General features: G+C 71.9%; 18 protein-coding genes. 13 read left to right on the top strand and 5 right to left on the bottom strand.

What is annotated here, in order from left to right; all coding sequences use genetic code 11:
* Positions 1-41: 41 nt before the first annotated feature.
* Both AB0B64_RS52590 and AB0B64_RS52585 read right to left on the bottom strand, forming a co-directional pair.
* Complete coding sequence (locus AB0B64_RS52590; RefSeq protein ID WP_358199685.1) at positions 42-1,226, bottom strand: tetratricopeptide repeat protein; 1,185 nt, start codon at positions 1,224-1,226, stop codon at positions 42-44.
* On the bottom strand, positions 1,223-2,662 hold the full coding sequence (locus AB0B64_RS52585; RefSeq protein WP_358199675.1) for an ATP-binding protein: 1,440 nt from the start codon (positions 2,660-2,662) through the stop codon (positions 1,223-1,225). The genes AB0B64_RS52590 and AB0B64_RS52585 overlap by 4 nt, the downstream gene beginning before the upstream one ends.
* Positions 2,663-2,748: 86 nt before the next feature.
* Here AB0B64_RS52585 and AB0B64_RS52580 point away from each other — a divergent pair, with 86 nt between their 5' ends.
* Positions 2,749-2,880 (top strand): hypothetical protein, encoded by a 132-nt coding sequence (locus AB0B64_RS52580; RefSeq protein WP_358199664.1) that lies wholly within the window; start codon positions 2,749-2,751, stop codon positions 2,878-2,880.
* Between the two features lie 107 nt (positions 2,881-2,987).
* Positions 2,988-3,665 (top strand): GntR family transcriptional regulator, encoded by a 678-nt coding sequence (locus AB0B64_RS52575; RefSeq protein WP_357952121.1) that lies wholly within the window; start codon positions 2,988-2,990, stop codon positions 3,663-3,665.
* 71 nt (positions 3,666-3,736) lie between these two features.
* Here AB0B64_RS52575 and AB0B64_RS52570 read toward each other — a convergent pair whose 3' ends face one another.
* Entirely contained in the window at positions 3,737-4,486 is a 750-nt protein-coding gene (locus tag AB0B64_RS52570) for a glucose 1-dehydrogenase (protein ID WP_357952122.1), read from the bottom strand.
* A gap of 156 nt (positions 4,487-4,642) precedes the next feature.
* On the opposite strand from AB0B64_RS52570, the gene AB0B64_RS52565 reads away from it, so the two are divergent.
* The 11 genes from AB0B64_RS52565 (at position 4,643) to AB0B64_RS52515 (ending at position 21,156) form a co-directional block, all read left to right on the top strand.
* On the top strand, positions 4,643-5,197 hold the full coding sequence (locus AB0B64_RS52565) for a helix-turn-helix domain-containing protein (RefSeq protein ID WP_357952123.1): 555 nt from the start codon (positions 4,643-4,645) through the stop codon (positions 5,195-5,197).
* 111 nt (positions 5,198-5,308) lie between these two features.
* The gene (locus AB0B64_RS52560) at positions 5,309-7,246 is read left to right on the top strand and encodes a hypothetical protein (protein ID WP_358199643.1); all 1,938 of its coding nucleotides are present in this window, start codon (positions 5,309-5,311) and stop codon (positions 7,244-7,246) included.
* A complete protein-coding gene (locus AB0B64_RS52555; RefSeq protein WP_358199637.1) occupies positions 7,239-9,380 on the top strand; it encodes a TOMM precursor leader peptide-binding protein in 2,142 nt (713 codons plus the stop codon). Before AB0B64_RS52560 ends, AB0B64_RS52555 begins: the two co-directional genes overlap by 8 nt.
* Complete coding sequence (locus AB0B64_RS52550) at positions 9,377-11,161, top strand: SagB family peptide dehydrogenase (protein WP_358199623.1); 1,785 nt, start codon at positions 9,377-9,379, stop codon at positions 11,159-11,161. The genes AB0B64_RS52555 and AB0B64_RS52550 overlap by 4 nt, the downstream gene beginning before the upstream one ends.
* A complete protein-coding gene (locus tag AB0B64_RS52545) occupies positions 11,133-11,309 on the top strand; it encodes a thiomuracin/GE37468 family thiazolyl RiPP peptide (RefSeq protein WP_357952127.1) in 177 nt (58 codons plus the stop codon). Before AB0B64_RS52550 ends, AB0B64_RS52545 begins: the two co-directional genes overlap by 29 nt.
* A gap of 124 nt (positions 11,310-11,433) precedes the next feature.
* Positions 11,434-14,022, top strand: coding sequence for a lantibiotic dehydratase (locus AB0B64_RS52540; protein WP_358199601.1), 2,589 nt, complete (start codon positions 11,434-11,436; stop codon positions 14,020-14,022).
* The gene (locus AB0B64_RS52535) at positions 14,019-14,990 is read left to right on the top strand and encodes a lantibiotic dehydratase C-terminal domain-containing protein (RefSeq protein WP_358199580.1); all 972 of its coding nucleotides are present in this window, start codon (positions 14,019-14,021) and stop codon (positions 14,988-14,990) included. Before AB0B64_RS52540 ends, AB0B64_RS52535 begins: the two co-directional genes overlap by 4 nt.
* A gap of 7 nt (positions 14,991-14,997) precedes the next feature.
* Complete coding sequence (locus AB0B64_RS52530; protein WP_358199563.1) at positions 14,998-16,092, top strand: thiopeptide maturation pyridine synthase; 1,095 nt, start codon at positions 14,998-15,000, stop codon at positions 16,090-16,092.
* A gap of 92 nt (positions 16,093-16,184) precedes the next feature.
* Positions 16,185-17,780 (top strand): AMP-binding protein, encoded by a 1,596-nt coding sequence (locus tag AB0B64_RS52525; RefSeq protein ID WP_358199549.1) that lies wholly within the window; start codon positions 16,185-16,187, stop codon positions 17,778-17,780.
* A gap of 155 nt (positions 17,781-17,935) precedes the next feature.
* Positions 17,936-20,314, top strand: a complete 2,379-nt coding sequence (locus AB0B64_RS52520) for a CoA transferase (protein ID WP_358199540.1) — start codon at positions 17,936-17,938, stop codon at positions 20,312-20,314.
* A gap of 68 nt (positions 20,315-20,382) precedes the next feature.
* Positions 20,383-21,156, top strand: a complete 774-nt coding sequence (locus AB0B64_RS52515) for an enoyl-CoA hydratase-related protein (protein ID WP_358199531.1) — start codon at positions 20,383-20,385, stop codon at positions 21,154-21,156.
* A gap of 93 nt (positions 21,157-21,249) precedes the next feature.
* Here AB0B64_RS52515 and AB0B64_RS52510 read toward each other — a convergent pair whose 3' ends face one another.
* Together AB0B64_RS52510 and AB0B64_RS52505 are read right to left on the bottom strand one after the other, a co-directional pair.
* Positions 21,250-21,591 carry a ferredoxin family protein gene (locus tag AB0B64_RS52510; protein ID WP_357952134.1) on the bottom strand — a complete coding sequence of 114 codons (342 nt, stop codon included), beginning with the start codon at positions 21,589-21,591 and terminating at the stop codon, positions 21,250-21,252.
* Positions 21,592-21,624: 33 nt separating this feature from the next.
* On the bottom strand, positions 21,625-22,596 hold the full coding sequence (locus AB0B64_RS52505; RefSeq protein WP_358199518.1) for an NAD(P)/FAD-dependent oxidoreductase: 972 nt from the start codon (positions 22,594-22,596) through the stop codon (positions 21,625-21,627).
* Positions 22,597-22,787: the final 191 nt, after the last annotated feature.

Below are 22,787 nucleotides of genomic sequence, written 5' to 3'. Positions count from 1 at the left end.
GGCGAACCGCTAGCCGTGGTGGCCGCGTGTGCGCCGTACGCCTAGCCGTGGTGGCCGAGTACGCGCCGTACGCCTGCCGCCACCCAGATCGTGGCCAGCCCGGCGTACACGCTCAGCAGCGCCACGCCCGTCGCGGCCAGGATCGTCGCCGTGACGATGGCCACGACGAGCAGGACCGTCCAGCCGTACAGGATCGCCCGTCCGCGCGCCGAGCCGGTATGTACGGCTTCCTGTACCGCGGTGACCAGGGCCATGACGGCCACGCCCGCGGTGCCGACCGTGTCCTGGCCGAGCGCCACGCCCAGCACGAGCACCGCCGCGCCCACGGCCACCAGACCGCAGCACAGCACGGCCACGCGGGCCTCGGCGCCCTCGAAGAGCAGCCGGGTGGCCTTGGCGCGGGCCAGCCGCAGCGTGGTCCACGCCTCGGCGACCCACGCCGCCCAGTGCAGGACCGCGATGATGATGAAGACCACGATGAGCGGCGGGACCGCGGGCAGCAGGAACACCAGCCGGCCGCCACGGAACCCGCCCCGCAGCCGCGCGAGCCGCCGGTAGAGCGGATTGCGCTGCTTCAGCGCCGTCACCAGGAGATCCCTGGCCTGGTCGAAGCCGGGGTCGAGGCGGAGCACCTCGCGGAAGGCGTCCGCCGCCCGCCGGGGATCGCCGAAGGCCAGCGCCGCCCGGCCGTACGCCAGGTGCGCGATGGCGCTCTCCGGGTCCAGCCCCACGGCGTGCGCGGCGGCGGCCGTGGCCTGCTCCGCCTCCCCGAGCTCGGTGAGCGCCACCGCCAGCAGGCTCACCAGGTCGGATTCCTGCGGGTCGATGGCCAGCCCGCGCCGCGCCGCCTCGGCCGCCTGGAGCCACTGACTCTTGGACACGTGGACGCGGGCCAGCAGTTCCCAGATCGGGGCGTACTCGGGCTCGAGCTCAAGGGCCACGTGGAGCGCGGCCATCGCCTCGTCGGGGCGGCGGGCGAGCTGATGCACCTGTCCGGCCACGTAGTGCGTGAGCCACTGGTCGGGCGCCAGCCGGATCGCCTCATGCGCCTCCTCGACCGCCTCGGCCACGACGCCCTGCTGGGCGAGGGCGAGCGCCAGGAAGGAGTGCGCGGTGATGTGCTGCGGATCCTGGGCGAGCGCGCCGCGCAGCTCCCGCTCGGCCTCGGCCGGACGGCGCATCCCCAGCAGGGTCCGCGCCCGCTGTACCGGATCTGCGGTGGTCACCACTTGGCTTTGACCCAGGGCAGCAGCTCGTCCCAGGCGCCGGAGTCGTTGGAGTGCATCACGTAGTTGCGCGCGGTGGCCATCCATTCGCGAACCGCGGTCGGCCGTACGCTCTGAGCCGCGGCCAGCAGATCGGGCGTCGACAGCGGGATGGGACGGCCCGCGCTGATCGACTGCTGGAGCTTGACCTCCACCGCCCGGTCCACCACGCCCTTCAGATCGGCGCCGACGAAATGGTCGGTGACCCGCGCGACCGCGTCGAAGTCCATCTCGGCCAGGGGCTTGTCGCGGCACAGCAGGCGCAGGATGGCCGCGCGGGCCGCCGGGTCGGGCGGCGGGACGAACACCGGCTGGTCCAACCGGCCAGGACGGCGGAACGCCACGTCCACGTACCAGGGGGCGTTCGTGGCCGCCAGCACCAGGACCCCCTCGTTGGCGTTCTGGTCCACGCCGTCGAGCTCGGCCAGGAACTGGTTGACCAGCTGCCGCGTGTGCGCCTGGCGCATGTCCGAGCGGCGGGCGGCCAGCGCGTCGACCTCGTCGAAGAACAGCACGCACGGCCGGTTGCGCCGGGCCAGCTCGAAGGTGGCCCGCAGGTTGCGCTCGCTGGAGCCGATGTACATGTCCAGGATGTCGGCCAGGCCCACGTTAACGAACGACGCGCCGAGCTCTCCGGCGGCGGCCCTGGCCAGGTGCGTCTTACCCGCTCCCGGCGGGCCGTACAGCAGCACTCCGCCGCCGGCGCGCTTGCCGTAGGCGGCGAACAGATCCGGCTGCTGGATGGGCAGCAGGAGCTTGACGCGCAGCGACTCCTTGACCGCCTCCATGCCGGCCACGTCGGCGAAGTTGAGCTTGGAGCGCTCGACCTCGGCAGTGGCCCCGTCCACCGGCGTCGGCGCCGGTGTGGCGTAAGCCGGTCCAGTGGGAGGTACCGGTGCGGCATAGGACTGCCCGGAAGGTGCCGATGCCCCGTACGGCGAGGCGGGCGGTGCCGGTGGGGCGGGCGGTGGCGTTGTCCCATACGTCGGGGTCGGCGGGGCCGACAGCCGGGCGGCCAGGTCGGCGTCTCCCACGGACGGATCGCGGGAGACCGCCTCGTGGTAGCGGTAGCCCGCCCGCGCCGTGTCCCCCTCGCCGAGCAGCGCCCGAGCCGCCAGCACGCCCACCTTGGGCGGGTAGCCGGGCGAGGCCAGCAACGGCTCGAGCGCGGCCAGCGCGGCGCCGTAGGCGCTCTGCCGGACGAACGCCTCCGCCAGCCCGGCCATGATGCCCGCGTCCTTGGGCGCGAGCACGAGCGCGGCGCGGTATTCGGCCTCGGCCTCGCCGAGATACCCCTTGGCCAGGAGCTGCCCGGCCAGGTGCTGCCGCAGGGGAAGGTTGTCCGGGGATAGGCGGGCCGCCTCGCGGAGCGCCTGGAGACCGGCATCGTCGAGCACGTGCCGTCCCTTCTGTAGCGGGTGGTTTCGGTCGGTCCTGAACTACGCAAGATACCGAAATCAGCTCATACAGGGGCGCATGGGGCGTGGGCCCGGCAGCTCCGACGCCAGGGGCGGTCGCCGGGCGCTTCCCCACGGAGAGCCGGGCCACCGCCCTGGGCTGGACCGCCGGGATGGGCTGCTTCGGCGCGGTCTTCGGTCCCTGGCTCGGCTTCTAGGTTTTTCGCTGTCCCCGGGAACAGTTAACCGTTAACGGGTAACATTTACCGTCTACAGCAAGCAACGATAGTCTCCGTCCGGGTGGGACAACATGGGAGGAGAGCCGGTGACGATCATCAATCCGTTGCGCAACCCCCCGCTCGGAGATCAGCTACTCGTCCAGCTCCGCTCGCTCATCGTGCGCGGCGAGCTGGGTGTGGGCACGCATCTGGTCGAAGGCAGGATCGCGGAGCGCTTCGGGGTGAGCCGCGGGCCGGTCCGCGACGCGCTGCGCCAGCTGGAGATCGAAGGGCTGGTCGAGACGCGCAAGCGGGGCGTCTTCGTCCGCGGGCTGTCCGACAAGGACCTCCTGGAGCTTTACTCGCTGCGCGGCGCCCTGGAGAGCCTGGCCATCCGGGAGGCGATCGTCCGCCTTGAGACCGCCGACTGGGGACAGATCGACGAGGCTCTCGACCAGATGCGAATCGCGGCCGACCCCGCCGATCCCGCCAAGTTCGCCGCCGCCGACCTCGACTTCCACAGCGGGTTCTACACGCTCGGCGGCAACCGCTGGCTCACCGCCACCTGGGCGCTGCACCGGCCGCTGTTCGCGGCGGTGATGGAGATCACCAACACCGACCGGGACCTGGCCGGCGTCGCCGACGACCACGTCGTCCTGAGGGACGTCGTCCGCTCGGGCGACGTCGACGCCGCGCTGGCCGCGCTCACCGCCCATCTCGACGGCTCCTGCAGCCGGATCCGCACGACGCTGAGCGAGCGCCCGCGCCCACAACCCGCCTTCTGACCCGCACACCGGCCATGACGGTGGCGGGCTGAGATCCTCCTGGATCCGAAGATGCCCTGACCGGCGCTCGCTCAGCCGGCCGACCAGCCGCCGTCCACCGGGACGATCGCGCCGTTGATGAACGAGGCGGCGTCGGAGGCGAGGAAGAGGGCGGCGTCGGCCATCTGCTCCGGCTTGGCCATGCTCTCGCCCAGAGCGAGCACGGGGGCGAGGCGGGCGGCGCCGGCCGGGTCGAAGGTGGTGTTCGTCGCGATGCCGGTCATGGTGGGGCCGGGCAGGATGGCGTTGCAGCGGATGCCGCTCTTGGCGTACGCCCAGGCCACGCTCTTGGTCAGGCCGACCACGCCATGCTTGGAGGCGGTGTAGGCGGCCCCGGCCGTGCCGCCGCGGATGCCGGCCTCGGAAGCGGTGTTGACGATCGCGCCGCTGTTCTGGCTCAGCATGTACGGCAGCACCGCGTGCGTGACCAGGAACGTGCCGGTCAGGTTGACGCGCAGCACCCGCTCCCACAGTGAGAGCGGGATGTCGGCGGGCAACGCCATGGTGTCCATGATCCCGGCGTTGTTGCACAGCACGTCGATGCGCCCGTACGCGCTGATCGCGCTCTCGACCAGCGCGGCCACCGAGGCTTCGTCGGAGATGTCGGCCGCCACGCCGATCGCCGCGTCACCGAGGTCGGAGGCGGTCCGCTCGGCGCTGCCGGAGTCGATGTCGCAGGCCACGACGCGGGCGCCGGCCTTGGCGAAGGCGACCGCCATGGCCTGGCCGATCCCGGAGCCCGCTCCGGTGACCAGGGCGACCTTGTTGTCAAAGGTGCTCAAAGAGATGGTCCTTTCGATAAGGCAAGCGGTGGCAGGCTATAACCGGACAATCGTGTCCGGTGACAACGTAACCGTTGGGCCTGATATGTGTCGAGAGGAGCGCGTGCATGAAGTCGAACATTCGGACTCTGATGTCCGGTTGCTATCGTTGCTGCCATGCCTGACGTACGCCGGATGAACAGAGGACCCGGCGCCGCGGCCGGGAACCGCGCGGCGCTGATCGCGGCGGCCCGCGACGTGTTCGCCACCGCGGGCTACGACGCGCCGCTCAGCATGGTCGCCCGCACGGCCGGCGTCGGCCAGGGCAGCCTGTACCGGCACTTCCCCGACCGCGTCAGTCTCGCGCTCGCCGTGTTCGAGGAGGGGGTGACCGCGCTGGAGGCGCTGGCCGCCGAACCGGGCGCCACGCTCGACGACGTACTGGCCTTGATCACCGAGCAGGCCATCGCCTCGACCGCGTTCATCGACATGGTGCGCGTGCCCCCCGCGGACCCCCGCCTCATCGCGGTGCGCGACCGCGTGGCGGACCTGCTGACGGACAAGCTCGCCGAAGCCCAGCGCGCTGGGCGGATCCGTCCGGACCTCACCCCCGAGGACCTGGTCATGGCCGTCGGCATGCTCGCGGCGGCCCTCGTCCAGCGGCCGGCACCTGCCCGCCGAGTCGCCGCCGCACGGGCATGGGCGCTCTTGCGCAAGGGGCTGGACGCCTGACCGCCTGCTCTTTTTAGGTCCGCCGGATACTCCATTACCTCAACTGATGACTATCAGTAGTCATTGGATTACTCTTTGCATGGGCAAAGTTGATGGGCATCAGGAGATGGCGTGCGACCACGGCTGCGGGACGACGTCCGCTACGTGCCCTGTGACGAGGGCGCGTACATCCATGCCGACCACGGGGCATGCACGCTGAAAGGCGCACAGGCGTACGAACTGCTCAAGAAGCTCGCCCCCTACCTGACCGGCGAACACAGCCTGACCGAGCTGACCGCAGCGCTTCCCGCCGACCGCCGCCTGATGGTCGTGCGCCTGGTCGAGACGCTGGCCGGTCAGGGATTCGTCGTCGATGCGGCGGATGAGGAGCCGCACGGCCTGAGCGAGTGCGAGCGGCGGATCTACGCCGCCGAGATCGCCTTCATCCGCTACCGTTTGGCCTCGGCCGAGCGACGGTTCGAGCGGCTACGCGAGGCGCGCGTCACCCTGGCCGGGCACGGCCCGGTGCTGCTCGCCCTGCTGGAAGCGGGCCTGGTCTCCGGCTGGCGGCAGGTCCGCGTGGCGGCCCCCGCCGAGGAGGCCGCCAAGCTGGAGCAGGCCGCGGCACGGGCTCGGCGGGACGAGGCGCAGCGGGTACGCGTGGACCCCGCCCCACCGCTGTGGGCCGACGCCGACGTGGTCTTTCAGATTGGCACGGAGACGGCCGACCTGCTCGCGACGGCTCAAGCGTGCCCGGCGGGCGTTTCGCTGGGCCAGATCCTGCTCCGCCCCACCGAGGCATGGATCGTCGGCCCCGGCCCAGCGGCCTCGGCCGTCTCCTGCTGGCTCCGTCTGGGCGGTCTGCCATACCACGATGAGCACGACGACGGCACAGACCTGCTCGCCGGTCCGGTCCCGGCGGTGCTGGTCGCGCAGCCTGCCCTGTCGTGCTTCGCCCGCCTCACCGGCTTGGCGGAGGGGCAGCAGGGGCACGCAACGGCTACCCGGGTGGACCTGCACACGCTGGAGATGTGCCGTCATCGGGTGGTGCCATGGACGTCCGCTGTTCCGTACCGCGACGGCAGGGTGGTTTCGGCGCTCGGCGTAGAGGGTGGCGACGCTGACGGGTTGCGCGCGACGGTCGAGCGACTCCAGGCGGCCGAGCCGATTTCGCCGGAGGAGTTGCTCGAACGGGCGACGCGGTATGTGGACCCCCGCACCGGGCTGCTGGGGACCTTGGATGAGGAAGACCTGGTCCAGGTCCCGGTGTCGGTGTGCCGGGCCGTCGTCTCCGACCCGCGCCGGATCTTGCCCAGCTGGGCGCCCGCGCCGCGAGTTGTCGGCTGGGGCCGGGATCGGCGAACCGCGCGGGTGCGCGCCCTGCTGGCCGCCTGTGCGACGTACGGCGTCCTGACCGCCGAGAACGCCGAAATGTGGGGTTTTGAGCCGCTCACCGGCCGCACACGCCGGGTGCCTGCGCCCGTCTTCTCCGCCGCTGGCCGACCGCCGATCGGGGTGGGCGCGGGATTGTCGTGGTCGGCCGCGCTGGCGGCTGGGCTGCGTTCGCATGCCGAAATGCTGCTGGACACGGACTCCACGACTGGGGAGTGGTCGCGTACCGAGGTGTTGCCGGACACCCATGTCACGGTCGGTGCTCGCGTATCGCCGGACGATGTCGCGGACGCCGAGGTCGCCTACCTGCTCGCACTGCTGCGGACTGCGGGGGAGCGACTTGAGATCCGCGACCTCACCGGTGTGCTCCAGATCCCCGCCTATGCGGTGGCCTGCGGATCCGCGATCTCGATGGCCTGCGCCTCCACACCGGTGCTGGCGTTGCGGGACGCGGTCGAGCGCGCGCTGCTGGCCTGGCAGGCGCGCACCGCGCGCCAACCGGCCTACGGCGACCCGGTGCCGTCGTGGTGGGCGGGCGAGGAGCCGCCAGAGTGGAAGCTCCTCGCGGAGGCGCTGCAGGCGGCCGGGCACGTGCCGGTGGTGGTGCCCATGCACCAGGACGCGGCCGCGGTCGAACTGTTGCCGTACGTGGTGCGAGTGGTGCTGTGTGATGACTGACGCGCCGGCCGACCCGGCGCCGACCGGTGAGTCGCACCCTGTACTGGCCAGCCTCCTGCCGACAGGGGAACACCGCACTGCGCCGCTGCGAGTGGCTCTGCTGGGGTCCGGCCGCCTGCGCGACGCCATCGGGTCGGCGCTGCCGCAGCCGCCCATCCCAAACCACGCCCCTCTCACAGACGCCCGGTCGACGGATGCTCCATCGACGGATGCCTGGCTGTCGGACGTCTCACGGCCGGACGTCCCACTGCCGGATGCTCCGCTGCCGGGCGCTCCACTGACAGAGGCCACCTACGACATCGGCACGCCGGACGTGCTCGTGACGGCCCACGATGCCGACGACACCCGCCACTACCAGCGCGTCTACCGGCAGGCCGTCGCCGCGCGTATTCCCTGGCTGCCCGTACGGACAGATACCGGCTGGGTGCTGATCGGCCCGGCCGCCCGGCCGCCGCGACCGGGCTGCCCCCTCTGCGCCGAGCGCCGCCGCGCGAGCAACCGGGCGGACGCGAGGGCCCGTCGCGCGCTGCGAGAGCAGTACGGTCAGGAGCTGGTCGCCCGGCCATGCGCCTTGGTGACGCCCTTGCTGGCCGCCGCGGTCGGGGCGCTGGTGGCGGCCGAAGCCGACCGGTTGCACCGCGATCCGGCCTCCGCGCGTACCGATCGGGCGCTGTTGCGGATCTCCATCGAGACCGGACTGCTCACCCGGCATTCCGTGCTGCCCGACCCGCTCTGTCCGGACTGCGCCGACCTGCCGGAGGATCGCCCTCGTGTCCCGGCCTTCGGCCCGTCACCCAAATCCGACCCGTACGTCTTCCGGCTACGGAGCCTGACCGGGCGTCAGGCGGAGCTGGAGCGGCTGTACGTGGACGCCGAGACCGGCTTGATCCAATCCCTGGCAACGGGGACGGCGCTTGGCAGCGCCACGGCCGTCGCCCACCTGCGCCCGGTCATCGCCCGCCACGACAGCAATCACGGCTACGGCCGATCCCGCGACTTCGCCTCGGCGCGGCTCACCGCGATGGCCGAGGCGCTCGAACGTCACGCGGGCCTGCGCCCCCGAGGCCGCCGCACCGCCGTCCACGCCCCATACGCGGAGGTGGCCGATCGAGCCCTGGATCCGCGCACGCTGGGCCTGTTCCCGGACGAGTGGTACGGCCGGCCGGACTTCCCCTTCGTCCGCTTCGACCCGGTACGGCCGACAGCCTGGGTATGGGGCTACTCCTTCGCCCGTGCCGAGCCGCTCCTCGTGCCGGAGAGCTACGCCTACTACGGCCCACGGCCCGAGGGCGATCCCGGATTCGCCTATGAGTGCTCCAATGGATGCGCGATCGGCGGCTGCCTGGCCGAAGCGGTCTTCCACGGCCTGCTGGAGGTCGCCGAACGGGACGCGTTCCTGGCCACTTGGTACGCCCGCTTGCCCGCCCCGCGAGTTGACCTGGACTCGGCTGCGGACCGGAGCATCCCGATGACCGCCGCTCGGATCCGCCACGACCTCGGTTACGAGGTGATGGCCTTCGACATCACCCTGGAGCAGGGCGTCCCGGCCTTCTGGACGATGGCGGTGGACCGGGTCGCCGGCCCCGGCCGGCCGTACACGATGTGCGCCGCCGCCGCCCACCCCGACCCCGAGCATGCCCTGGCCTCGGCGCTGGCCGAACTCGGACCCGGCATCGAGGGTCTGGCGCGCCGCTACGACGCCGAGCAGGCCGCGTGCTTGCTGGCCGCGCCCGACCGAGTACGCGAAATGGACGACCACGCCCTGCTCTACGGGCATCCCGACGCCTTCCGTCGGCTGACGTTTCTGCCCGCCGACGGGCCGCGCCTGCCGATCGCTGGGAAGACCTGGCCCACCAGAGACGACTTGGCCGGTGACCTCGCCGAGCTGGTCGGCCGCTATCTGGCGACCGGGCTGGACGTGATCGCCGTCGACACCACCGGTCCCGAGCAGCGCGCGGGCGGCTTCGCCTGCGCGAAGGTGCTGGTGCCCGGCACCGCGTCGATGACCTTCGGCCACCGCTTCCGCCGTACCCACGGTTTGCCCCGTCTGCTGTCGCTGCCTCGCCTGCTCGGCTATCGGGACCGCGACCTGTGCCCCGGCGAGCTCAACCCCGACCCCCACCCGTTCCCATGACGACCGCCATGGACGCGGCGGGCGCGGCGATCCGCACCTATCTGGAGGCCCTGCGGGGTCGCGCGCCAGGCGAGGCCGACTGGAGCGCCGCCCCGGCGCGGTACAAACGCTACTTCGGTGCCACCCGCCTCCCACTGCCCTCCGGCCCGGTCGGCGAATTGCTGCGCGACCTGCTCGGCCTGGTCCGCGCCGACTGGATTCATCCGGTCGACGAGCAGGGGCGGCAGGTCGAGGGAGCGCCGAGGATCACCGTGGGCCGTCCGGCGCCCTCTGGCGGCGGGCTCTATCCGATCGAGGGCTACCTCGCCGGGGGCGGTCCCGGTCTGCCCAGCGGCTTGTTCCACTACGACCCGGTGCATCACGCCCTGGAGACGCTGCACCTCGGCGACCACCGCCAGGCACTCACCGGCCTGCTCGCCGCGCCCCCTCCCGAGCCACCCGATCTGGTGCTCGTGCTGTCCGCCGTCTTTTGGCGTACCGGGTTCAAGTACGGCGATTTCGCGTATCGCCTGCAATGTCAGGAGATCGGGGCCCTAGCCGCCCAGGCCCTCGCGCTGGCCGAGAAGCTGAGCCTGGGGGCATCGGTCCACCTGCTGTTCGACGACGCTGCGGCTGACCGGCTGCTTGGTCTGGACACCGCCGCGGAGAGCGTGCTGGCCGTGCTCACTCTCACAGGCACCCCCCATGAGCCGGTACGGCAGGACGACGCCGCCCACCCCCCGCGTCGGTCCCCAGCTGATGATCTCGCCCCCCGGCCCGCCCATTCCCGGCGTCGGCCCACAGCTGATGGTCTCGCCCCCCGGCCTGTGGACCCGCCGCCGATCAACGACCGGCTGCCCTACCTGGCCGCTCTACATGCCGCCACTCGGACCACCACGTCGGTGCGCGATGGCGGTCTCGCCAGTCCCGAGCCCGTCGCCACTCGGACCACGGCCTTGGCCTGCGAACCTGCCGATCCCGAGCCCATCGTCGCCTGTTCCAGCGCCTCGGCCTCCGATGTCTGTCCCGCTGATCCCGAGCCCACTGCGCCGCCAGGAGGAGGAGAAGAAGAGTTCTCGCTGCCGGACATCACCCCCATACGGCTCGCCGACGGCATTCCCCACCGGGCCTCGCCCATCATCGGATACCGGCCCGAGCCGATCAGCCCCCAGACGCTCGCTCAGATCCTCGCCGCCGCCTCCGCCACCTACCCCGGCGACCTGTCCAGCATCTCGCCGACGATCACGCTGTACGTGCTCGCGCTGCGTGTCCAGGGCCTGCCGGTGGGGGCCTACCAGTACGACGCCGAACGGCGGGCCCTGCTACGGATCGCCGCCGAGCCCGCCGCACGGATCACCGGCGGACCGCTGGCGCCCAACACCCGCGTCAGTCTGCGGAGTGCGGCGGCGGTACTCGTTCCGGTGGGCGACCCGCTGGGTGGCGTCCGGTGGTTCGGTGACCGCTGGTACCGCCTCCAGCAGGCCGAGACGGGCCTGGCCGTCCACCGCGCCACGCTGGCCGCCGCCGCGCTCGGTCTCACCTCACGCATCCACTCCGACGGCACCACCCCCGCCACTGAGGCGGCACTCGGTCTGACGGGCAGTCGCAGGCAGGCGTTGAGCTTCCTGCTGCTCGGCAGGCCCCCCGCAGGCCCGTCGCTCATCCGGCGTCTCCCCGCCCCGGCGGTGGACGGCGTCGGCTCAGGCGACGGCACCACACCTACGACAAGCGTGGGTGCCATCCATCCCCCATATGAAGGGAGAAAGGAAAACCATGTCCGACAAAATCCAGCTCGACCTTGACGGTCTGGTGGTGGACAGCATCGAGGTGCTGCCCGCCGACTCCATCGAGTTCCTCACCACGGGCCACGGCATGACCGAGAACGCCGCGTCGTTCGGCTGTTTCTGCGGCGGCGGTAGCTGCCTGGCCCTCCCGTCCGACGAGATCTGACCGAGATCACGTCCTGATCAGGTGTGCCCGAGCCCGAGGGCGCGGGCACACCGCTCCGCCGTCGCGAAAGCCGGGAACGTCCCGCACGGCCCGGCCAGCTTGAACGGCTCGAAAGGTGATGCGCATGCCCCAGAGCAGTCACGCGGACCAGGGCGAGGCTCGCTCGGTTCTCTCGCCGGTGTTCGGGGTTCGAGTGGCGGGGATGGCGGTCGGCGACCTGGAGGACCTGCGCTTCACCCGCACCTGGTCGCTCGTCGACGAACTGCTGGGAACCTCGGCCATGGTGGCGAGCGAGGGCGCGGCCCTGTCCGAGGCACTGCACGAGGTGATCGGCGACAATGCTCGGCCCGACCTCAAACCGCTGCTGGTCGCGCTGCGCCGGGCGCTGTTCAGCACGCGTACTCCGCAAGCTCGTACCCGATCGGAGGAGGTGCTCCGGGCACTGCCGGATGGCCTTGACAAGCGGATCACGGCGTGGCTGGACCATCTGGAGCGGCGCGGCGCGCTGGAGGGCGCGCTGCCCGGCGTGCTGGCGGCGGAGCGGCGCGAGAAGACGACGCGGCTGCGCGAGGTCGTCGCCGCCGACGCCTTCCGCCAGGGCCTGGCCCAGAGCAGCCCGGTGCTGTCGGCCGAGCTGGACAAGTGGCTGGCCGGCCAGGCGGACGCCGTACCTGGGCGGCAGACGCTTCTGCGGCTGACCCGCTATGTGGCCCGGGTGGCGGCCAAGACCAGCCCGTACGCGACCTTCACGGCCGCCGGGTTCGGCCACTGGACGGAGCACGGACCAGCGGTGGTTCCCGCTCAACGTCTGGTACGTCGGGGTGTGGCCGAGCTGCACCCGTTCGTCGTCGAACGGATCTGGCAGGCGCTCGCCGACCGGCCCGAGCTGATCGACCGGGTACGGCTGCGGGTCAATCCCTCGGCTACAGAGGACGAGGGCCGGATCTGGTTCCTCGGCGCTGGTCCGAGCGAGCCGATCAGAAGAGTCCCGGCCGTCGACGCCGTACGCGCTGTGCTGGACGCCGTCCGTACCGCGACGTACCCGACCGAGCAGGCGCTGCGTGCTCGCTTCGGACACGACGGGCAGGTGGCGCGGGTCGTGGCGGTCCTGCTGGAGGCGGGGCTGCTGGAACGGCGGCGTCCCTACGCCGACCAGTCCGGCGACCCCCTCGGCGAGCTGATCGCCTGGCTGCCCGCCGGCCATCCCGCCGCCGGCGCGCTGCGGCGGCTCGAGGAGGCGGTGGCCACCTACCCCGAACTGACCTGTGCGGCCGAACGCGCCCACCGGGCCCAGCAGATCGACGAGCAGGCGCGGGGCCTGAGCCTGGGGGAGGGGCCAGTGGGACTCGTCACCCCGAGTCCGGAGACGACCCTGTTGATCGGCGGCGTGACCCGATGCGGCAAGGAGCGGTGGCGGGCGGTGTTCGACGATCTGGACGCCGTACGCGAGCTGCTGGGGCTGCTGGACATGGACCTGCCGGTCAAGCTGGCAGCCACCGCTCTGTTCCGGGAGAAATACGGGCCGTCCGCGTCGGTACCGTTCCTGAGGTTCTACCGGCAGGCCCACCAGGCCGCCGAACTGCGAGCCCTGCTGCACCCGCCGCCGGGCGGGAACTCCGGGGACGGCGCGCCCGCACTCGCCGAGCTGCGCCGCCAGACGTGGCGGACGCTGCGGGCCACAGGCGAGGACCCGTCGGGGGCGATCCGGGTCGATCCCGCGCTGGTGCGCAAGCTCGCCGCCGGTTGGCCGCGCTATGTTCGCGCGCCCCGCTCCATCTGCTGTTACGGCCAGGCGCTGACCACGCCGCAGGGGCCGGGCTTGGTGGTCAACACCATCGCCTGCGGGTACGGCAGGGGGCTGGGCCGCCTGCATCACCTGCTGGCGCGGGTCACCGACGGGATCTCCGTGCTGGACCGCCACGAGATCTCCGCGCCGGACCGCTACGAGATCTCCGCGCTCGACCGCCACGAGGTGGATGAGTGCCTGGGGGCGTTCGGTACCAGTCTCAATCTGCGGCCGGCGGTGGGGCGGGCGATCGACTATCCCTTCACCACGGACGACAGCCCGGACGCCCTGACACCGGCGGAACTGCGGGTCGCCTACGAGGCCGAGCGTCAGCTGGTCGTGCTGCGCGATGCGGACGGTTCCGAGGTACGTCCGATGCATCTGGGGCTGCTCGCCCCCTATCTGCTGCCTCCCGCGTACTCGTTTCTGGTGCGCGTTTTCGGTGAGCCACCGGTGGCCCTGCCGCCCGGCCGACGGCTGGGTGGCAGCCAGGAGGGCGGCGGCCAGGAGAGTGGTGGGTGGCGGTGGCCGCGGTTGGAGGTGGGGCGGGTCACGCTGGCCCGCGCCCACTGGCGGCTGCCCGCCGGGGAGCTGCCCACCCCCGGGAAGGGGGAGAGCGAGGCGGCCTACCTGGTGCGGTTCGCCCGTTGGCTTGCCGAGCACGGCATCCCGCGCCGGTTCTTCGCCCGGGTCATCCCCGCGGACAGGGCGAAGGGCTTTTTCACCAAGGCACGCAAGCCGCTGTACGTGGACGTGGCCAACTGCTTCCTGCTGTTCGACCTGGCCCGCGCCGCGAGCGACCCCGGCGATCTGGTGGTGCTGGAGGAGGTGCTGCCCGACCTCGCGGACAACCCGCGCTACGGCGACGACGGGACGCGTGTCACCGAGTATATGTTCCAGCTCACCGCCACGGGAGAGGACCCATGACCACTCCCGTGGAACCTGGCATGGTGCCGGGGTGGATCAGCGCCCACCTTTTCCATGCGGGGTCCTTCGACGACCTGATCGCGCAGGTGATCGCGCCCCTGGAGGGAGAGCTGCGCGCGGAGCTGTCCGGGTTCTTCTTCCTGCGCTACTGGGAGGGTGGCCCCCACCTGCGGCTCAGGGTGAAACCGCGGGGTGGCGCCGACGCCGGGCGGATTCGCGGCCTGATCCGGCGGCGGGCCGATGCCTACTTCGCCGAGCATCCGTCGGCGCGTGGCCTTCCTGCCGTCGACTACCAGGCGCTGGCGGCCCGCCTTGCCCACGCCGAACGCCGGGCCGAGCACGACGACCGCCTGTACCCCAACGACTCGGTGGAGTTCATCGCCTACCTGCCCGAGCACGACGTCTACGGCGAGGGAGCCTGTATCGCGGCCGTGGAGGAGCATTTCACCGACTCCAGCCGCCTGGCGTGCGGGATCCTCGCCACCGGTCCCGATCAAGGGCGGCGGGCGGCGATCGGCTTGGCCGCCTACACCCTCACCATGGCCGCCTGCCTCCCCGACCCGCAGGCCGCGGCACAGGCCTTCGCGCTGCGGCTCGGGGCCACTCCGGTGCCACCTGACGTGGAAGAGGTCTTCCGGAGCGAGGCCGACGGCCTGCTGCGGCAGACCCGGCGGCTGTGGAACCGGCCGGTCTCAGGGCCGCTGGCAGCTTGGTCGTCCTCCATCCGTACCCTGCGCGACCGCCTGACCAACCTCGGCGCCGCCCTGCCCGACCCGGCCGACCCGGGATCACCGGCGGCCTTCCTGGCCGGCGCACCGGAGCCCCCAAGCCTCACGGCCCCTGCCGTCCCGTACATCCTGTTGCGCTGCACGCATCTGCTGCACAACCGGCTGGGCATCACCCCCGCCGCCGAAAACCGCCTGGCCCTGCTGACCTTGCGCACCCTGGCCGCACTTCACGAGAGGTGAATTCGCCATGACCCCCCTCCAGCCGTCCCGCTGGCACAGCGTCCACATCTCCTACCACGACGTGCCAGGCCAGGACGACCTGCTGCTGGACGCCGTCGGCCCGCTGTTGCGCCACTTGAGCGGCACCGTCGAGGCCGTCAACGTGCTACGGCACTGGCGCCGGGGTCCCCACCTGCGGCTGAACGTCAAGACCGACCCCGCCACCTGGGCGGACACCGTACGGCAGGCCATCGACGAAATCATCGGCTCCTACCTGCGCGCGCACCCCTCCACCGCGGTCCTCGACCAGCGTGCGCTGCTCGCCCAGCACCGGGTGCTCGCCGAACAGGAGAAGGACCCCGGCCCGCTCACCCCCTGGTATCCCGACAACTCCCTCCACAACGCCCCCTACGACGCCCGTCACCAGGCCCTGGACGAGGACGCCGCCGACCTGCTGGCCGACTTCTACTCTGACAGCACCCCGCTGCTGCTCGACACGTTGCGACATGTCCGTTCGGGCCGGGACACCAAGGAGGGGCTGGCCATGGCGCTGATGCTGGCCACCTCCCACACAGCCATGGGCCCGATCACCCGCAGCTTCGTCTCCTACCGCTCCCACGCCGAAGGCTTCCTGGCCCGCTGCGCCGACCCCGACGCCATACGGGCCGGCTTCGAACGGGCCTACCAAGCCAGGCGAGAGGAGCTGACCGGCAGGGTGCGCGCGGTCATCGCGACTCTCGACGGCACCACCGGCGTGCCCGTCCCTTTCGTCCGCGAATGGGCCGCTCTGATCGCCGAGTACGGCCGCCGCGCCCAACCGCTGATCGCCCGCGGCCGACTCATCCGCCCCGGATCCCACCAGGAAGCACTCGCCATCCCGAGGCTCAGCGACTTCCACCGGCTGATGTTCTCCAGCCAGACCTACCACGACCGCGTCTTCGCCGATCCGGACTTCCTGCGCTACCGCGTCCTGATCAACTACACCTACCTGCAGAACACCCGGCTCGGCATCACGCCGCCGGCCCGCTTCCGCATCTGCCACCTGGCGGCCAACGCGGTGGAGGAGGTCTACGACCTGTCGGCGCTCGGCCTGATTCGCGCGTTCGTCGAGGCCCACCCGTGAAATTCCGCGCGTTCGTCGAGGCCCGCCCCTGAAACCTCCACCCGCTGTCATCCCCGGGATGAGGCATGGGACATCCTCACATAGTGCCGATCGTGAGGGAGACCATGGAAAACGCGGACGATGTCACGGCCTCGCCCGAGACGATGCTCGACGTGCTGGAGCGTCGCGCGGCCGTCGCGCCGGAGGCGGAGCTCGTGCGGTTCGAGGATGGCACGTCGCTCCGCGTCGAGGAGTGCCGGGCGCGGGCCACCGCCGTCGCACGCGGGCTCGCGGGTCTGGTGTCCCCTGGCGATCGGGTCGTCACGTGCCTGCGTCCTGGTCCGCGGTTGGTCGAGGTGATGTTCGCCCTGGCCAGGATCGGGGCCGTCGAGGTGCCGCTGGCGCTGGACGCCCGGCTTCCCGCGGCTCGGCACCTCACCGGGGCCACGGGGGCGCGCGTGCTCATCGCCGGGACGGACGCCGTACATGACAATCCCGATCTCGGCGCCCTGGCCGCGGAGATGGAGCGCGTGGTGCTCGTGACCGAGCGGGCGCGGGCCGAGCTGGCGGGGTCGGTGGACATGGACGACCTGCTCGCCGCGCCGCGCCGCCTGCCGGAATGGCGTCCGGGACCGGCGGATCCGGCCGTCGTCATGGCGACCTCGGGCACCACCGGCCGGGCCAAGGGCGCGCTGTTGCCACATTTCGCCGGCGTCCGGCAGGCCCGGCGGGTGGCCAGGGCCATGGGGTACGAGCCAGAAGACGTGCTGTTCAACGTGTTCCCCTGGAACCACATCAACGTCAGGCACGCGGGGTTGCTGCCCGCGTTGATCTCCGGCGCCACGCTGGTGGCCCACTCGCGCTTCTCCGCCTCCCGGTTCTGGGACATCTGCCGGCGGGAGGGGGTCACGGCGTTCAACTTCATGGGCGCCGTGGCGGCCATCCTCGAACGGGCTCCGGCCACCGAGTCCGACCGTCTCCACCAAGTGCGCCGCGCCTACGGGGGACCGGCGCCGGAAGCCCTGACGAGGCGTTTCCATGACCGGTTCGGCGTGCCGCTGCTGGAGGCGTACGCGTGCACCGAGCTCGCCGACGTAGCGGTGAGCACGGCCAGTGTCCGGCGGCCGGGCTCGGCCGGCCGGCCCGTCCCGGAGTACGAGGTGGTGATCAGGGACGAGGACGGCCGGCCGCTTCCGGCGGGACAGGTCGGGCAGATCACCGCGCGGCCCAGAGCGGAGTCGATCATCTTCAGTGGGTACGCAGGCGACGACGCCGCCACGGGGAAGGTGCTGCGCGACGGCTGGTTCACGACCGGGGACCGTGGCCGGCTCGATGACGACGGCTTCCTCTATTTCGCCGGCCGCCGCGCCGACGTCATCAGGCGGCGCGGCGAGAACATCGCCACCTGGGACGTGGAGCAGGTGGTGGCCGCGATGCCGGGCGTCCTCGACGTGGCCGCGGTGGGTGTTCCCTCCGAGCTGACCGAGGAGGAGGTGCTGGTGGCGGTGAGCGTCGCGCCCGGAGCCGTCGTCCGCGCGCCGGAGGTGTACGCCTGGTGCCTCGACCGGCTCCCGCGCCACGCTGTCCCGCGTTACGTGCGCGTACTCGACGACCTGCCGCGCAACGCCGCCACGAAGGTGGTCAAGGGTGAGCTGCGCGGCGACGGCGTGCCACCGGACGCGTGGGACGCCGGCGCGGGGATCGCCTGACCGCGCGGGCGGCCGGAGCGGCGGTCGCCTGATCGCGGACCGCCGGCCAGACCGGCATGGCCGGCCGGACCGCTGGACAGACCGGGATGGTCGCGCCCCGGCGATCCCGCGCTCTACGTTCGAGTCGTCAATACGTGCCGCTGAAAGGAGCGGGTGTGCCGGACAGGTTGCGGGTTCTGGACCTCACCGACGAGCTGGCCTTCAACGGGGCGAGGCTGCTGGTGGGGCTCGGGGCCGACGTCGTACGCGTCGAACGTCCGGCCGCTGCGGTGCTGTCGCGCGCGGAGACCCTGCACTGGCACGCGGGCAAGCGGGTCGTGGGCGTACCCGAGAGCGCCGAGGTCCTCGACGGGCTCGTGGAGCAGGCGGACGTGGTGATCGAGAGTGGCCCGCTCGAAGAGCTCGCGGGCGTGCGGGCGGGATCCGGCGCGGTGTCGTCGCGCTGGCCGCAGGCCGTCCACGTCGTGGTCACGCCGTTCGGCATGAGCGGCCCCCGGAGCGCCTGGCGAGCCGACGATCTCGTGGCCGCGGCCGCCGGTGGCATGGGCTGGCTGGGCGGGCAGCCCGGTGGGCAGCCCAAGCCGCCGCCCCGCGAGCAGGCAACCCAGCTCGCGGGGGCGCACGCGGCCATCGCGGCGCTGCTCGGCGTCATCGCCCGCGACCGTACCGGGCGGGGGCAGCTCATCGACGTCTCCGTGCAGGAGGCGGTGGCCGCCACGCTGGAGACGGCCGCCATCTCCTGGATCCACGCCGGCCGGTACCCCTCCCGTAACGGCGGGGTGTACGAGCACGTGGCGCACCGCGTCTTCCGTGCCGCGGACGGTCATGTCGCGGGCGGATACTCCGGCAGTGACCGCATGTGGACGGATCTGCTCGCCTGGATGGCGGAGTCGGGCGAGGCGGCGGACCTGACCGAGGAGAAGTGGTCCGATCCCGTCTTCCGCTGGCGGGGCCGTGAGCACGTGGACGAGATCGTGGCCAGGTTCGTGGCCAAACGCTCCGTCGCGTCGGTGGCCGAGGAAGGACGCGCGCGGGCGCTGCCGTGGGCGGAGGTCGCCACGGCAGCGCGCCTGCCCGCCAACCCCCAGCTCGTCGCGCGCGGCTTCTTCACCCGCATCCTGGGCGAGGGCCTGCCGGCGGACGGTGTCACGGACGTGGGCTTCCCCTTCCCCGCCGCGGAGCCACCGCGCCCGGTACGCCTCACCGAACCGCTTCCCGCTCCCATCGAGGCCCCCTGGCGGACCGCGCACCCCCGGGGCCGCCGGGCGGCGACGGGCACCGGACGTCCGCTGGCGGGGGTCCGTGTTCTGGACCTGACCTGGGTGCTCGCCGGCCCGTATGCGACCAAGACGCTGGCGGAGCACGGCGCGGACATCATTAAGATCGAATCCCGGCACCGGCAGGATCCCACGCGCTTCGCCCCGTCGATGAGGCTGCGCCCCGACGCCGGGTTCGACGACAGCGGCTACTTCATCAACTTCAACCGGGGCAAGCGCGGCGTCGCGCTCAACCTGCGTACCGAGCCGGGCCGTGAGGTGCTGCGGCGGCTCGTCGCCGAGTGCGACGTGGTCATCGAGAACTTCAGCCCCGGCGTGCTCGCCAAGTGGGGCCTGTCCTATGACCAGATGGCGGAGCTGAATCCCGGCGTCATCCTGGTGTCGATGGCCGGGGTCGGGCAGAGCGGGCCGTGGCGGGACGCGGTGACCTTCGCCGACACGCTCGCCGCCATGTCCGGGCTCACCAGCGAGACCGCCGATCCCGGGGAAGGCCCGCAGGGGCTGACGTTCGGGCTGGGGGACATGGTGGCCGCCAACTCGGCCGTCCTGGCCGTGCTCGACATGATCACGGCTGGTCGGGCGGGGCATGTGGATCTCTCCCAGCTGGAGGCGATGGCCGCGTCCATGGGAGCGGCCGTACTCGAAGCCGAGCTTGGGGACTCGCGTGCCGGAGGCGAGGTCGGCGGCTCGCGCGCCGAAGCCGAGCCCGGGGACCCGTGTGCCGTGGTGCGGCCCAATCGGCATCCGCGGATGGTGCCGCACGGCGTCTATCCGACCAGTGGCGATGATCGCTGGCTCGCGCTGGCCGTACGCGGGGACGAGGAATGGCGGCGCCTCGCCGAGCACGCCGGAATTCCGGAGCTGGCCGCGCTGGCGTCTGCCGGGCTGGAGGAGCGCCGCGGGCGCGAGGACGAGATCGACGACGCCCTGGCAGTCTGGTGCTCGCGACACGACGGCGCGTCACTGGCGGCCGAGCTGCAAGGGCTGGGCATCGCCGCCGCCGTCGTCGCCACCGGGCGGGACCTGGTGGAGGGCGACGAGCACCTGGCCGCGCGTGGCTTCTACCCGGTGCTGGATCACCCGATCGCGGGTCCGGTACGGCACGAGGGCATCGTGATCCGCATGTCCGACACCCCCGGAGCGCTCACGGCACCGGCGCCACTGCTCGGTGAGCACACCGACGCGGTGCTGAAGGAGCTGCTCGGCATGGACGAGGAAGAGCTCGCCCGGCTACGCGACGCCGGCGTCCTGGAATGACACCCGCCCCCTGACCACGACCTTCTCCCCGCGGCTGAAGTCCGGGGCCTCGACACTCAGGAGTTTCGATGAACCAGCCGGTCCTGGACGTACGGCGTGACGGGGGGACGGCCACGATCGTGATCGACCGGCCGCCCGCCAACGCCGTCGACCCCGCGATGATCGAGGAGTTTTTGGAGATCATCCCCGAACTGGCCAAGGACGTCACGGTCCGCTGCCTCGTCATCCGCGGTACCGGCCGCTTCTTCGTGGCGGGGGCGGACATCGCCGTGATGCGGGACCTCTCGACGGCCAACCACGTGAAGATGCGCCGCTGGATCGAGGTGCAGCGCCTGCTCGAACTGGCACCCAAGCCGGTGATCGCGGCGATGAACGGTCACGCCCTGGGCGGCGGCGCCGAGCTGTCCCTGGCCTGTGACCTGCGCATCTTGGCGGCCTCGGCGACGATCGGCTTCCCCGAGATGAACCTGGGCCTGTTCCCGGGGGCGGGCGGCAGCCAGCGCCTGCCGCGCCTGCTCGGTCCGCATCGGGCCAAGCGGCTGATGATCGACGGCACCCGCCTGTCGGCCGGTGAAGCGCTCGACCTGGGGCTGGTCGACGTGGTGGCCGACGACCAGGACTTCGACCGGGTGGTGGCCGAGCACGCCGAGAGCCTGGCGGCCAAGCCGACCGGGACGATCGGCCTGCTCAAGCACGTCGTGGACGCCGGGTACGCCCTGCCGATCGAAGAGGCGCTCGAAGTGGAGCGTGAGGCGGTCATGGAGCTGATCCACACCGACGATGCCGCCGAAGGACTCCAGGCCTTCCTGGACAAGCGCCCGCCCCGGTTCACCGGACGCTGATGGCCGCGGATGTCCGGTGCTGATCCCGGACAAGCGCGCCAAGGTTCACCGACCGTGGATGTCCGAAGTGCTCACTCCGGACATCCGCGGTTTTCAGCCGTCGTAGCCGGTCACCAGCGCGGTGTCGGTGTTGAGGTCGCCGACCTTACGGGCGCCTCCCGGGTTGCCGAGCGGCTCGTCGCGGCCGGCCAGCACCTCGGTGAAGAAGTCCTTGGCGTCCTGGAGGAAGAGCGTGCGCGTCTCGTCGCCGCGCGCCGTACGGTCGACGAAGATCGCCTCGACCGGGCACTCCGGCTCGCAGGCCCCGCAGTCGATGCATTCGGCGGCGTTGATGTAGCTCTTGCGGTCGCCGACGTAGATGCAGTCGACGGGGCACACGTCCACGCACGCGCGATCGTTGACGTCGATGCAGGCCGGGCCGATGACATAGCTCATGGATCTCTCCTGTCTTCTGGGTGGGGTACGGGGTCAGGCGGCGTCCGTGGAGTGGCCGGGGAAGAGGGCCAGTTCGGGGTCGAGTTCGACGGCGGCGTTGTTCACCGCGGTGGCCACCTCGCCGAAGCCCACCGACATCAGGCGGACCTTGCCCGCGTGCTCGGTGAGGTCGCCGGCCGCGTACACGCGGGGCAGGTTCGTCCGCATGCGCTGGTCCACCAGGACGGACCTGCCGCGCAGTTCCAGGCCCCAGTCCGCGAGCGGGCCGAGGTCGCTGATGAATCCGAGGGCCGCGATGACGGAGTCCGCGGGCAGGGCCCGGTCCCCCTCGCCTCGCGTACGCAGGTGCGCCTTCTCGACCCGCTCGCCGCCGGACAGGGAGACCACCTGGCTGTCGACCACGATGCGTACCCCCGCGACCCGGGCGGCCTCGACGCCCGCGGCGTGCGCGCGGAACGCGGCCCGGCGATGTACCAGGGTGACCGACCTGGCCAGGGGCGCGAGGGCGAGCGACCAGTCGACCGCGCTGTCCCCGCCGCCCACGACGACGACATCGTGGCCGGCGTGTTCCGACGGGTCCGGCACGAAGTACGTCAGCCCCCGGTCGAGCCATTCCTCACCGGCCGGCAGCGGACGCGGGGTGAACGTCCCGATGCCCGAGGTGAGGATGACGGCCTGCGCGTGTACGGCCGTGCCGTCGGACAGCACCACCACAGGCCGTTCATTCTCGTCGCGGCGCAGCTCGACGGCCTGCCTGCCCAGCAGGTAGACCGGGTCGTAGGCCGCCGCCTGGGCCGTCAGCGCGTCCACCAGCGAGCGCCCGAGTATGCCGGGGATGCCGGCCACGTCCCGTACTTCCTTCTCCGGGTACAGCGCCGAAATCTGCCCGCCGACCTGAGGCAACGCGTCCACGACCACGGACCGCAAGCCGCGGAAGCCCGCGCAGTAGGCCCCGTAGAGGCCGGTCGGTCCCGCTCCGATGATCACGATGTCGGTCTGGATCATGCTGATTCCACCTGGGTCCTCCCGGTAGTCGCCTGTCAAGCCACGGAAGCTACACACCCCGGCGACGGGAACTCGCAGGTCGCGGACCGCTGACCGGAACGCGGCTCGCTCAGTGGGACACGGTCCGCTGGGCGGGATGATCCGCTGGGCCGCCCGGCCGGGCCGGTGGTGAACTGCGTGTCGTGGTCGAG

Source organism: Nonomuraea sp. NPDC049129 (assembly GCF_040648495.1).
Classification (GTDB): domain Bacteria; phylum Actinomycetota; class Actinomycetes; order Streptosporangiales; family Streptosporangiaceae; genus Nonomuraea.
The sequence above is the reverse complement of the archived record's forward strand: the minus strand, read 5'-3'. Positions and strand labels throughout refer to the sequence as shown.

Excerpts from the sequence above, each read along its gene's own strand:
- AB0B64_RS52565 (WP_357952123.1), top strand. The coding sequence starts at position 4,643 with ATGCCTGACGTACGCCGGATGAACAGAGGACCCGGCGCCGCGGCCGGG.
- AB0B64_RS52555 (WP_358199637.1), top strand. The coding sequence starts at position 7,239 with ATGACTGACGCGCCGGCCGACCCGGCGCCGACCGGTGAGTCGCACCCT.
- AB0B64_RS52550 (WP_358199623.1), top strand. The coding sequence starts at position 9,377 with ATGACGACCGCCATGGACGCGGCGGGCGCGGCGATCCGCACCTATCTG.
- AB0B64_RS52545 (WP_357952127.1), top strand. The coding sequence starts at position 11,133 with ATGTCCGACAAAATCCAGCTCGACCTTGACGGTCTGGTGGTGGACAGC.
- AB0B64_RS52540 (WP_358199601.1), top strand. The coding sequence starts at position 11,434 with ATGCCCCAGAGCAGTCACGCGGACCAGGGCGAGGCTCGCTCGGTTCTC.
- AB0B64_RS52535 (WP_358199580.1), top strand. The coding sequence starts at position 14,019 with ATGACCACTCCCGTGGAACCTGGCATGGTGCCGGGGTGGATCAGCGCC.
- AB0B64_RS52530 (WP_358199563.1), top strand. The coding sequence starts at position 14,998 with ATGACCCCCCTCCAGCCGTCCCGCTGGCACAGCGTCCACATCTCCTAC.
- AB0B64_RS52515 (WP_358199531.1), top strand. The coding sequence starts at position 20,383 with ATGAACCAGCCGGTCCTGGACGTACGGCGTGACGGGGGGACGGCCACG.
- AB0B64_RS52510 (WP_357952134.1), bottom strand. The coding sequence starts at position 21,591 with ATGAGCTATGTCATCGGCCCGGCCTGCATCGACGTCAACGATCGCGCG.
- AB0B64_RS52505 (WP_358199518.1), bottom strand. The coding sequence starts at position 22,596 with ATGATCCAGACCGACATCGTGATCATCGGAGCGGGACCGACCGGCCTC.